We start from the raw sequence: 12,127 nt of genomic DNA on the forward strand, positions 1-12,127 counted from the left end.
CGCCGCTCTGTCCCATTCTGGGAAAGAAAGGGAAGGAGACCTGTCATGAATTTTGATGAGATCATGCCGGATTATGTGCCGGAAATTGCACCGGCCGTACGGGAGGAGGTCATGACCATCCTGCGTCAGATCGAGCGGGACCATGATGTTGACATCCTGTTCGCCGTGGAGAGCGGCAGCCGTGCCTGGGGCTTTCCCTCACCGGACAGTGACTACGATGTCCGCTTCATCTACCGTCACAGGCTGGACTGGTACCTGTCCCTGAAGCCGGGCCGGGACGTGATCGAGCTGCCCATTTCCGATGATCTGGACGTGAATGGCTGGGACCTGCGCAAGGCCCTGAACCTGCTGACGAAACCCAATCCAACCCTGATGGAGTGGCTGGTCAGCCCGGTGCGTTATCTGTGGCGGGAGGAAGCGGATGAGCTGGCTGCTTTTGCCAGACAGGTCGAAGCTGGACTGAGCTGCCAGCTTCACTACCTGAATCTGGGCCGCAACAGCTGGAGACGGGCGATCCGGGAGGATGGCAGCACGCATTACAAGCGGCTCTTCTATGCACTTCGTCCAGCCATGGCCTTACGCTGGATGCGCCTGCATGAGCATGGCCAGCCTCCGATGAACTTTCAGGCCCTCTGTCAGGGCTGCGACCTTCCGGCCGCCGTGCTCAGGCCCATCCGGGAGCTGCTGCACCTCAAGTCCAGAAGCCGGGAGCAGCAGAGCGGCCCCTCCATTCCTGCCGTGAATGAGCTGATCGAAGCCGAATTCGCCCATGCCGAGGCCATGACCCTGCCAAGGCCGGGCATGGACGTGCATGAGCAGGCCGAAGCCTTGTTTCGGAAGCTGGTGAAAGCCGAGTTCTAGGAAAGGCTGACCACTACCGGCACATGGTCGGATGGCTTTTCCCGTCCCCGTTCGTCCTTGTCGATGGTGAAGCCGGTCAGGCGGTCGGCAAGGCGGGGGGAGAGCAGGGCATGGTCGATCCGCAGGCCGGAATTGCGCTGGTAGGCTCCCGCCTGATAGTCCCAGAACGTGTAATGCCGCCCAGCAGGGTGCAGGCAGCGCAAGGCGTCCGTCAGGCCGGACCAGAGAAGGCGGCGGAAGCCCGCACGGCTTTCCGGGCGGAGCAGGGCATCGTCCGGGGACAGGGCCTTGGGGGCGTAATCCTCTTCTGTCGGGCAGACATTGTAATCCCCGATGAAGGCAAAGGATCGTCCCTCTTTCTGCAGGGTCAGGGACCGCTGGTGCAGGGCCTCAAGAAAGTTCAGCTTCTTGGCGAAACCGGCGTCCCCGCCTGAATTGCCATTGGGCAGGTAGAGATTGCCGATGGTGACCCCTTCAAGCTCCGTCTCGATGTAGCGGGCCTCGTCACTCTCGAAGCCGGGCAGATGATCGGTCGTGACGGTCAGAGGGACACGGCTGATGAGAGCCACCCCATTATAGGCCTTCTGCCCCGCCACGGCGACGTGAAATCCGGCTTCCTCAAAGAGTTTCGGAAACTGGTGCGCCTCGCACTTGATCTCCTGAAGGCACAGCAGGGTGCAGTCCGGGTTACGGTCCAGCCAGTCCTTTACCAGATGGGCACGGGTGCGGATGGAGTTGATGTTCCAGCTGGCAAAGGTCAGGGACATGGGGTGGAGGGCCTCCAGAGTGAAAAGTCAGGCGAGGGAGAAGCTGCTGCCACACCCGCAGGATGAGGCGGCGTTGGGGTTGTTGACGGTGAAATGGGCACCCATCAGCTTGTCGATGAAGTCCAGCTCGGCCCCTTCCAGAAGGTCGAAGCTGACGGGGTCGATGAACACGCGGGCCCCGTCCTTTTCGATCAGATGGTCACCAGCCTCTTTCTCCCGCACCAGTTTGAACTGGTACTGGAAGCCATTGCATCCTCCGGCGAGAACGGACACACGCAGGGCCATGCCGTCCGGTTCGGACTGCTGGCTGATGATCTCTGCAATGCGGGCAGCTGCCGCCCCTGAAATGCTAAAATCGGCCACGGACAATCTCCATAATCATCACAAAATTTCACGCCATTGCAGCATACATGGCGGAGAGATGTTGACACTATAAGGCCGGCCGCCAAGAATCGAAACCGGAAAGGCTGTATGCTTCGTGCGGCCCGCTCGGATATGGGGATGGCAGATGGAAATGGCCAGATACGCAGTGCAGCGGCAGGGTGCCCGTGGGCGTCAGTTCACGGAGGAGGAGAGCCAGACCCGCACGCCGTGGCAGCGTGACAGGGACAGGGTGCTTCATTCATCCGGTTTCCGTCAGCTGCAGTACAAGACGCAGGTCTTCCTCAATCACGAGGGGGATTTCTTCCGTACCCGCCTGACCCATTCGCTGGAAGTTGCCCAGATTTCCCGTTCCATTGCCCGGACACTCGGTGTCAACGAGGACCTTGCGGAGGTGATCGCCCTGGCGCATGACCTTGGCCATACGCCTTTCGGTCATGCCGGTGAGGATGCGTTGCAGGCCGCCATGAAGGACTGGGGCGGGTTCGACCACAATATCCAGTCCCTCCGGCAGGTCACCGAGATCGAGGCCCGCTATCATGGTTTCGACGGCCTCAACCTGACATGGGAAACGCTGGAGGGGCTGGCGAAACATCACGGGCCTGTCCGCCGTCCTGCACCGTGGCTGGCCAGTTTTGATGGGCGCTACCCGCTGGAACTCTCCAGCCATGCCTCCGTGGAAGCGCAGATCGCCGCCATCTGTGACGACGTGGCCTATCACGGGCATGACCTTGATGATGGTCTCCGTGCCGGTCTTCTGAGTTTTGAGGACATCGAGGCGGTTCCCCTGCTGAAAACCTGCCTCGAGGAGGCCCGGTCTCTGAACTGGTCAGGGCATGGAGCGTTCGACCGTGACCAGCGTATCCGTCATGAAACGGTCCGGCGTGTCATCAATCGGCTCGTCAGCGACCTGATTGAACAGAGCCGGAAAGCTCTGGATGAGCTGAAGCCGCAGAGTGCCGATGACGTACGCCATGCGGGTCGTGCCATCGTCGAATTTTCTCCGGAAATGGCAGACCGGAACAAGGAAATCCGCACATTCCTTCACGCCCGGATGTATCGCCACTGGCGTGTCCGGCGGATGACCCGCAAGGCCCGCATCGCTCTGGCCGACATATGTGCCATTCTGGGGGATGAGCCGGAACTTCTGCCCACGCCCTGGCAGGAGCTGGCCCTGGAGCGGCGACGTGCAGGCAACGAGGCTGCTGCACGTCGTGTCGTGGCTGATTATATTGCCGGGATGACAGACCGTTTCGCCATGGAGGAACATCGCCGCCTGATGGACCTGTCCGTTCTGGGGTAAGAGGTTGCAAGAATCGCCTGTTCTGGCAGCGAGTGCCTGCTGGGCTGTTCCAAAAAGAGGCGGTGGCTTTTATAGTGGCACGGAACAAGGATGGCAGGCAGTTCTGGTGGCCTGTCATGTAGTGGATCATGACCCCCTTTCAGGGGATTTTGACAGGTTGGATAGAGAAAGTTGCAGAATATGGCCGGCATTGCCCCGACAGCATCATCCCCGGATTGTCTTTTCGCCATCATGCGGGAGAAGGTCGTAACAGCTCTCAAGGCCGTTCTGCCAGACCTGCCGGACGATGTCGCAGCCCGGGTGGAGGTCACGCCTCCCCGTGATGCCGCCCATGGGGACATGGCCACCAATGCCGCCCTGCTGGCCGCCAAGCCCGCAAAGCGCAAGCCGTTCGAAATCGCCAGGGAGCTGGTGGCCGAGCTGGCCGCCCTGCCGGAGATCGCCCATGTGGAGATGGCCGGTCCGGGCTTCGTGAACATGACGCTGAAGCCGGAGCTGTTTCACGATGTCGCCCGGGCCGTGCTGAAGCGTGGGGCCGCCTATGGGCGGTCCACCCTCGGGGCGGGGCGCCGTGCCAATGTGGAATATGTGTCCGCCAACCCGACAGGCCCGATGCATGTCGGTCATTGCCGTGGTGCTGTTGTGGGGGATGCGCTGGCCAACCTGCTGGAGGCGGCAGGTTTCAGGGTCACACGGGAGTATTATGTCAATGATGCCGGGGCACAGGTCATCGCCCTGACATGGGCCGCCTACTGGCGCTACCTTCAGGCCATCGGTACGGATATTCCTGCCGAGGAATTCGGAGAGCTGGCACCCAGCGGCCTGCAATATCAGGGTGAGTATCTCATTGCCGTCGGGCAGGCACTGGCCGAAAAGCATGGTCGCTCCCTCGCATCTGCCGATGGTGGCGTGGCCTCGGTAGACACATGGTTCGGGACCGTCCGTGCGGAAGCCCTTGAGCACATGATGGGCATGATCCGGGATGACCTTGCCGCTCTGGGTATCCATCACGAGATTTTCAGCAGCGAGGCCGAAGTGCTGAAGAGCGGCGAGGTTGATGCCGCCATTGCCAGCCTTGAGACGCGTGGCCTGCTTTACGAAGGCGTGCTGGAGCCCCCCAAGGGCAAGAAGCTGGAAGACTGGGAAGCCCGCCCGCAGACGCTGTTCCGTTCCACCGAATTCGGTGACGATCAGGACCGTGCCCTGCGGAAGTCTGACGGGTCCAACACCTACTTCGCCAATGATGTCGGCTATCACGCCCGCAAGGCGTCCCGCTCCGATCTGCTGATCGATGTTCTGGGAGCTGACCATGGCGGGTATGTCTCCCGCATGAGGGCTGCCGTCGCCGCCCTGACGGAAGGGAAGACGGATTTTGAGGTCGTCATGTGCCAGATCGTCCGTGTGGTGAAGGACGGTGAGCCGGTGCGCATGTCCAAGCGGGCCGGGACCTTCGTCACGCTGCGGGATCTGATTGATGAGGTGGGCCGGGATGCCGTGCGCTTCACCATGCTGACCCGCAAGGCCGATGCGCAGATGGAGTTCGACCTGAACGCCGTCGTGGCGCAGACCCGGGACAACCCGGTCTTCTACGTCAACTATGCCCATGCACGCTGCCGGTCCGTCCTGCGGTTGGGAGAAGAAACCTATGGTGCCGCCGCCGTGACGGACGAGGCGCTCGCCGGGCAGGACCTGTCCATCCTGACGGCGGATGAGGAGCTGGCCGTCCTGCGCCGCATTGCCAGCCTGCCACGGCAGGTCGAGGCTGCCGCTCTTGCCCGGGAGCCGCACCGCATCGCCACATACTGCATCGATCTGGCATCGGACTTCCATGCGCTCTGGAACCGGGGACGTGAGGAAACCAGCCTGCGTTTTATCCAGGATGATGCACCGGAGGCCAGCAAGGCCCGGCTGGCCCTCGTGGCCGCCATTGCCTCAACATTGCGGATCGGCCTTGGCATCCTTGGTGTCGAAGCCGTAGAGGAGCTGCGCTGAACCATGTCCATGCCGGACGATCACCATAACGACATAGCGCCCCCTCAGGCTGATGACCGCCTGGGGGGAGGAAGCCGCAGGCCGCCCCGCAGTCGCCCTGATGAATCTCGGGGAGAACGGGCCGAGGTACGGTCAGGCCTGCTGGCGTCGCTCATGGGGGGGCAGTCCGGCACACGGGGATTGATGCTGCTTGGCGTGATCGGGGCTGCGTTGCTGCTGGGGATTGGTGGGGTCTGGAGCTGGATGGCCAGCCATCATCCGTCTGGTGTTCCGGTCATCGGTCCGCCACCTTACCCTGTGAAGGATCGTCCGGCTGATCCGGGTGGCATGATGGTCATGGGTGATGACACCACGAAGAGCGATGTGACCGGTCGTGGAGCCGTGCATCTGGCTCCCCCGCCTGAACAGCCGGATGCCAGCCTGCTGGCCGGTCGTCTGGCACCGTCCGCCTCCGGGCCTGGGGCGGGAGAAGCGGCCCAGAAGGTAGCGTCTGCCAATAGCGGACCGGCAGGGGATGCAGTGTCGCCCGGGAAACAGGTGGCTGCCTCCGGAGGGGACGCGGATGCTGGAAAAGGTGGCGTGACCCAGGGCGGGGACATCCAGAGCACGTCCCTGCCGCCAGATGATACGGCGGATCAGACGGCAAAGGGAGATGTGGCGGATAAGGGGGCGTCCTCAGCCACAGTGTCCGCGCCGAAGAAGCGTGAGCCATCATCCGATGCTGGGGATGAGGCCGATGAGGCGGACAACAGCCCGGATGAGGCCAGCAGCAGGGTGGAGACGCCAAAGCGGAAGGCACCGCTGGCCCGCAAGGCTGCTGGGGATGATGTGTCTGATGAGGCGTTGCCGCCGCCTGTACCCGCCCGGGCAAAGCCTGCCACCCCGATGGTGTCTTCTGAGGGACCTCGCAGAAAGGCTGCTGAAACAGGTGCGGCAGGGCGGTATGAGGTCCAGCTTGCTGCTCTGGCCAGTGAGGATCAGGCCCGGCAGGAATGGAGCCGCCTGCGCCACAGGCTGCCCGACCTTCTGGGAGGGTATGATCCGGTCTACCGGAAGGTGGAACGGGACGGGAAAACCTTCATTCGGCTGCGCATAGGCGGGTTCGAAGACAGGGCGGCGGCACGCCAGCTCTGTGTCCGGCTGCATGCACAGGCACAGGCCTGCGCCGTGGCGACGAACTGATCGTGGCAGCATCAGCCAGTGAGTGACGCATTGCATCTCGTGCTGGAGGGATTCGAGGGACCGCTGGACCTTCTGCTTGACCTTGCACGTTCCCAGAAGGTGGACCTCCAGCAGATTTCCATTCTCCAGCTCAGTGAGCAGTATCTGGAGGTTGTGGAGCGGGCCCGGCAGGGGGCGGCGGCGCTGCGGCTGGAAATTGCGGCGGACTGGCTCGTCATGGCAGCCTGGCTGGCGTGGCTGAAGTCCCGCCTTCTTCTGCCCTCGGCCGAGCAGGATGATGAAGCGGAGGATGCTGCGGGCCAGCTGCATGAGCGGTTGATCGACCTGGAGCAGATGCACCGGGCGGCCGCCTGGCTGGAGGAACAGCCACGGCTGGGACGGGATGTTTTCGCCCGGGCCGAGGCGGAAAATCACACACGGATTGAAATGGCACCGCTGAAGGGGGATGTGCCGTCCCTTGTTCTGGCCTATCTGGCGGCACGGCGGCGGGGAGGGCGCAAGCGGACCTATTCCCCCCGTGTGGCACGGTACTGGAGTGCCCAGCAGGCGCGGGAGGCTCTGGCCCGCCTGCTGGGGCGCAGGCGGGTGGCAGGCTGGCAGTCCCTGACAGATGTTCTGCCAGAGCTGATGGAAGGTGGAGCGCTGGAGAAGCGGGCTGCTTTGGCCGGTGCCCTGATGGCCGGGCTGGAAATGGCCCGTGGCGGCAGGCTGGAGCTGCGGCAGGACAGGGCCTTCGGCACTATTGAATGGCGGGAAAGAGAGGAGACCGGGCATGAATGAGAGAGGGCCAGCCTTTCAGCAGCTCCCGCCGGACATGGCCGGGCAGGATGAGTTTGCCAGAGCTGTAAGCCTCGTGGAGGCTCTGCTTTTTGCCAGTGCAGGGCCGGTGACGGCCAGCAGCATTGTGGGGCTTCTGCGGGAGCAGGGGCTGGAGGCACAGGCCGACAGTCCGGGTGCCGTGCTGGATGGGGTAGCCCAGCGGTACAGGGGCCATGCGGTGGAGCTTCAGGCCATTTCCGGTGGCTGGCAGTTTCGGACGAGAGCCATGTTCGGCCCGGCTCTGGCACGGGTGATCGAGCGGCCGAGACGGCTGAGCCAGGGGACACTGGAGGCTCTGGCCATCGTGGCCTATCACCAGCCCTGCACCCGGGTGGAGATCGAGACGATCCGCGGGGTCCGGCTGGGGCAGAGCATTCTTGATACATTGCTGGAGGAAGGGCTGATCACGCCCAAGGGTCGCAAGGAGGTACCGGGCCGTCCCGTACTGTGGGGAACGACGCCCCAGTTCCTGAAACTGTTTGGCCTTGCAAGCCTTGCAGACCTGCCCCGTAGGGAGGAATTGCTTTTCGAGCCTTCTTCCGATGGGGCGGGAACTGGGCTAGAAGACACCATACAGCCTTCATGAGGGGAGATGGCCACCGATGTTCGACCTGAGCTGGACAGAAATTGCCCTTCTGGCGATCGTGGCCCTCGTCTGCATCGGCCCCAAGGACCTTCCGGTAGCCATGCGGACCCTGTCCAGAGCCATAAAGGGCATCCGTCGGTTGGGGGCAGAGTTCCAGCAGCATATTGATGAGATGGTCAAGGAGGCGGATCTCAGCGAGGCGAGGGACCAGCTGCGGGAGATCAGGCAGTTCAGCCCACGGGAGCAGCTGCGCAGGGCCATTGACCCGGACCGCTCGCTGGACAGGCAGCTGGATGTTGGGCGGCAGGAAGGGATGCCCATGGCGCCACCACCGCCACCACCGCCCGCACCGGGCAGTGAGGAGTTGGGGGGCTCCCGGTCCCATGTTCCCCCCGCCCAGCCTCATAACGCCCGTATGCAGGCACAGGCAGAAGCGCTGGAGCGTGCCCCGGCCATCCTTCCTCCGACAACAGCCCTGCGGTTGATCGAGGAATCCCGTTACTGGCACCGTCCGGCATTTCTTCCGCCGGAGATTGCCCTGCATAATGGTCGTCGTGCGGCCATCCTGACAGCAGCCCAGCCCTCTGAGAGCATGAAAGGAGAGCCGCAGCATGGTTCAGCCTGAGACATCCGGTGATACGGCACGGACACCCGCCCAGCAGGTGGAGCAGCCTGCTGGGGCGCCGGGAGACGGAACGGTGCCAGGGCAGGCGCAGGAGCGCAGCGTGGCCGGTGATACGCCCATGCCTCTGCTTGATCATCTGATGGAACTGCGGCGGCGGCTCATCTGGTCTCTGGCAACCTTTGTGGTGGCCTTTCTCGTCTGCTATCATTTTTCCGGCGAGATATACCGGTTTCTGGCGGCGCCTCTGGCCAGCATCATGCGGCAGAAGGGCGAGCAGCCGCATCTCATCTATACCGCCCTGTACGAGGCTTTCTTCACCTATGTGCGTGTGGCCGTGTTCGGGGCGTTCTTCCTGTCTTTTCCCATGATGGCCATCCAGGCATGGATCTTCATTGCGCCGGGTCTGTACCGCAATGAGAAGAAGGCGTTCGCCCCGTTCCTGATCGCCACGCCGCTGCTGTTTCTGGCCGGGGCGGCGCTGGCCTATTATCTGGTCTTTCCGTTTGCGTGGAAGTTCTTCCTGTCCTTCCAGCAGCTTGGTGGTGAGAACCAGATGGGGATTGAACTTCAGGCCCGCGTGTCGGAATATCTGAATCTGGTCACGAAGATGATCATGGCCTTTGGCATCTGTTTCGAGCTGCCCGTGGTGCTGACCCTTCTGGTCCGGGCCGGACTGGTGGGTACGGCCCTGCTGCGGCGCATCCGCCGTTATGCCTATGTGGGTGCCTTCGCCATTGCGGCGGTCATCGCCCCGCCGGATGCCATCACCATGCTTGGGCTGGCCATACCGCTGGTCGGGCTGTACGAGGTGTCCATCCTTGCCGCCCGCATGGTCGAGCCGAAGCCGGTTACGGCCGATGACGATGATGAGGCCCTGCCCGAGCGTGGGGACGCCGCCTGAAGGCGACATTTCCCCGGCAGGGGAAACTGGTATAGACAGACCCTGACAGTTGTAGAGACCCAGCGGAGTATCCCGACCCATGCATGACCTCAGAGCCCTACGTGCAGACCCCGCCGCTTTTGATGCCGCCCTTGCCCGTCGTGGCCTGCCCGCCGTGGCTGAATCCCTCGTGAAGGAGGATGAGCAGCGCCGTGCCGCCCTGGCCGAGTTGCAGGAGGCACAGGGGCAGAGAAAAGGGCTGGCCAAGGAAATCGGACAGGCCAAGCGCAAAGGTGAGGATACGGCTGGGATTGAGGCTCGTGGTGCTGCCCTTCGGGACCAGATCGCCACTCTGGAAGCCCGTGCCAATGAGATACAGAAGCGTATCGATGATGTGCTCCAGCAGCTGCCGAATCAGCTGGATGCAAACGTGCCTGATGGCCGGGATGAAAACGACAATGTGGTCGTGCATCAGCGGGGGGAGGTGCCGTCCTTCGCTTTCGAGGCGAAGCAGCATTTCGAGCTGGGCGAGGCTCTGGGCATGATGGACTTCCCCTCCGCGGGAAAAATTGCCGGGTCCCGCTTCGTGATGCTGCGGGGCGCCCTGGCCCGGCTGGAGCGGGCACTGGGGCAGTTCATGCTGGATACCCATACGGGTGAATTCGGTTATGAGGAAGTGACTGTCCCTCTGCTCGTCAATGATGCAGCCATGTATGGCACGGACAAGCTGCCGAAATTTGCCGAGGATTCCTTCCATACCGATGATGGCCGCTGGCTGATCCCGACCGGTGAAGTGCCGCTGACGGCTTCCGTCATGGGGGACATCCTGCCCGCCGAGAGCCTGCCACGCCGCATGACAACCCTTTCCACCTGTTTCCGGTCCGAGGCCGGGTCGGCAGGGCGGGACGTGCGGGGGATGCTCCGTCAGCATCAGTTTACCAAATGTGAGCTTGTGTCCGTCGTAGCACCGGAGGAGAGCGACGCGGAGCATGAGCGCATGACCCGTGCTGCCGAAACGGTGCTGGAAAGGCTGGGCCTGCCCTTCCGCCGGGTGCTTCTCTGTGCCGGGGATACGGGCTTTGGTGCGGCAAAGACGTACGATCTGGAAGCCTGGCTGCCGGGGCAGCAGGCATGGCGTGAGGTGTCGTCCTGCTCCAACACGAGGGACTTTCAGGCCCGCCGCATGAATGCCCGGATGCGCCGGGAGAAGACGACGGTTTTCGTCCATACCCTCAACGGCTCCGGCCTTGCTGTGGGCCGGGTCATGATCGCCCTGATGGAAGTCCACCAGCAGGAAGATGGCAGCATCAGGGTGCCGGAGGTTCTGCGCCACTACATGGGTGGTCTGGACGTCATCCGGGCCTGAAAAAGCAGGAGGGATCATCCGTATCGGCTGGGATATGGATGATTGCCTGATGGTGCTTGAGGCCTGAAAAATATTTCCATTGAGTCATGAGCCTGCTTGCTGGTCAGTGGCGGGGGGCCTGTGATAGATGTCGTGGACTTGATCATGTGCAGGCGGCATGGACGCTCTGGCATATTTTGTTTTTCAGGATAACTCATGACACTGCTTCGTTTTCTGGGATGTGCCTTTGCTGTGGGTACATTGGCCCTGTCTGCCTGCTCATCATCTATCGGGCCACACAACATGCGGCGCGACCGGCTGGATTATGAGAAGGAGATGAGTCGGCAGCAGAATCAGGAGATGCTCTTCAACATCGTGCAGCTCCGCTATTCCCTGTCACCTACATTGATCGAACCGACACAGATCATCTCGGCCTATACGGCAGAGACGAATACCAGTGCGAACATCAGCGGTACGCCCTGGATTCAGGGTGCCGGGGGAACACTGGGCGGCTCGCTGGGCTATTCCTATAGTGACAGCCCGACGGTGACGTATCAGCCGGTTTCCGGGATGCAGTTCTCGGTCAACATCCTGCGGCCCATCTCACCGCAGACGCTTCTGCCGCTGATTTCCAGCGGTCTGCCGGTCGATACGCTGTTGCAGATGACGATGCAGTCCATCGGTCCAGCCAGCAACACGACCAGCACGATTGCCGGGACGGAAGGCAAGGAAGCTTCCATCCGTTTCACCTATCTGCTGCGGGCACTGCGGAAACTCCAGGCAGGCAATGCGCTGAGTATCCGGAGCATTGCGCCGACACCGGCAACCAAGACGCAACCCGCTCAGCCAGAACGGACCTTCATCCTGCTGCCCCACAGCAGTGCGCCGGAGATTACCGAGCTTCAGGGGCAGGTGCGGCAGGCTCTCCAGTTGCCACCGGGTTGTGAACAGGCCGAGGTCATCTACGGCCGTACGGCGGATCATCCGGGCCAGGTGGCGATGGTGACACGTTCCATGCTGTCGATCTGGGAAGACGTTGCGAGCACGATGGAAGTGCCGAAAAAGATGGTGGACAAGGGGATCACGGCTCCGTCCGTGGTCCGTGGTCCGAACGAACCGCAGCCGGCCATCATCATTCATTGCAGTCCGGAAAAACCCAGCAACGAGCAGGCTTATACCTCCGTCGAGTATGAGGGATCATGGTACTGGATTGCCAAGGATGATCTGGCCAGCAAGCTGGCTTTTTCGATGCTCCAGTTCATTCATGCCATTGCAGAGACAGCTTCTGCCAAAGGGGCCATGGTCACCATTCCCAGCCGCTGAGGCTGACTGGCTGACCTGAAACAGGAACGGGCGTGCCTTGTGAAAGGCCCGCCCGTTTTTTGT

At 62.3% G+C, this 12,127-nt stretch carries 12 protein-coding genes; 10 read left to right on the forward strand and 2 right to left on the reverse strand.

Translation table 11 applies throughout. The features are described 5' to 3' along the window. The first annotated feature begins 45 nt into the window (after positions 1-45). Positions 46-861, forward strand: coding sequence for a nucleotidyltransferase domain-containing protein (locus J8Z04_RS05440; RefSeq protein WP_197981595.1), 816 nt, complete (start codon positions 46-48; stop codon positions 859-861). On the opposite strand, the gene xth is transcribed toward J8Z04_RS05440, so the two are convergent. After that, complete coding sequence (gene xth / locus J8Z04_RS05445) at positions 858-1,628, reverse strand: exodeoxyribonuclease III (protein WP_192848014.1); 771 nt, start codon at positions 1,626-1,628, stop codon at positions 858-860. The two genes, J8Z04_RS05440 and xth, sit on opposite strands and share 4 nt — an antisense overlap. A gap of 27 nt (positions 1,629-1,655) precedes the next feature. Next, positions 1,656-1,991: a HesB/IscA family protein gene (locus J8Z04_RS05450; protein ID WP_086431131.1), complete on the reverse strand. Its 336-nt coding sequence runs from the start codon at positions 1,989-1,991 to the stop codon at positions 1,656-1,658. Positions 1,992-2,136: 145 nt separating this feature from the next. Here J8Z04_RS05450 and J8Z04_RS05455 point away from each other — a divergent pair, with 145 nt between their 5' ends. From J8Z04_RS05455 to J8Z04_RS05495, 9 genes are all read left to right on the forward strand, one after another. Then, the gene (locus J8Z04_RS05455) at positions 2,137-3,312 is read left to right on the forward strand and encodes a deoxyguanosinetriphosphate triphosphohydrolase (protein WP_192848015.1); all 1,176 of its coding nucleotides are present in this window, start codon (positions 2,137-2,139) and stop codon (positions 3,310-3,312) included. 180 nt (positions 3,313-3,492) lie between these two features. Next, a complete protein-coding gene (gene argS, locus J8Z04_RS05460; RefSeq protein ID WP_192848016.1) occupies positions 3,493-5,304 on the forward strand; it encodes an arginine--tRNA ligase in 1,812 nt (603 codons plus the stop codon). A 3-nt stretch (positions 5,305-5,307) separates the two neighbouring features. Then, positions 5,308-6,486, forward strand: a complete 1,179-nt coding sequence (locus J8Z04_RS05465) for an SPOR domain-containing protein (protein WP_192848017.1) — start codon at positions 5,308-5,310, stop codon at positions 6,484-6,486. 18 nt (positions 6,487-6,504) lie between these two features. Beyond that, positions 6,505-7,266 (forward strand): segregation and condensation protein A, encoded by a 762-nt coding sequence (locus J8Z04_RS05470; protein WP_081562984.1) that lies wholly within the window; start codon positions 6,505-6,507, stop codon positions 7,264-7,266. Beyond that, positions 7,259-7,891 (forward strand): SMC-Scp complex subunit ScpB, encoded by a 633-nt coding sequence (scpB, locus tag J8Z04_RS05475; protein WP_192848018.1) that lies wholly within the window; start codon positions 7,259-7,261, stop codon positions 7,889-7,891. Before J8Z04_RS05470 ends, scpB begins: the two co-directional genes overlap by 8 nt. Positions 7,892-7,907: 16 nt before the next feature. Beyond that, a complete protein-coding gene (tatB, locus tag J8Z04_RS05480; protein ID WP_192848019.1) occupies positions 7,908-8,516 on the forward strand; it encodes a Sec-independent protein translocase protein TatB in 609 nt (202 codons plus the stop codon). A gap of 118 nt (positions 8,517-8,634) precedes the next feature. Continuing rightward, complete coding sequence (gene tatC / locus J8Z04_RS05485) at positions 8,635-9,417, forward strand: twin-arginine translocase subunit TatC (RefSeq protein ID WP_043561487.1); 783 nt, start codon at positions 8,635-8,637, stop codon at positions 9,415-9,417. 79 nt (positions 9,418-9,496) lie between these two features. Next, on the forward strand, positions 9,497-10,762 hold the full coding sequence (serS, locus tag J8Z04_RS05490) for a serine--tRNA ligase (protein ID WP_192848020.1): 1,266 nt from the start codon (positions 9,497-9,499) through the stop codon (positions 10,760-10,762). Between the two features lie 195 nt (positions 10,763-10,957). After that, on the forward strand, positions 10,958-12,064 hold the full coding sequence (locus J8Z04_RS05495) for a hypothetical protein (RefSeq protein WP_192848021.1): 1,107 nt from the start codon (positions 10,958-10,960) through the stop codon (positions 12,062-12,064). Positions 12,065-12,127 lie beyond the last annotated feature (63 nt).

The sequence above is a fragment of the Bombella apis genome, assembly GCF_018221685.1.
GTDB lineage: Bacteria > Pseudomonadota > Alphaproteobacteria > Acetobacterales > Acetobacteraceae > Bombella > Bombella apis.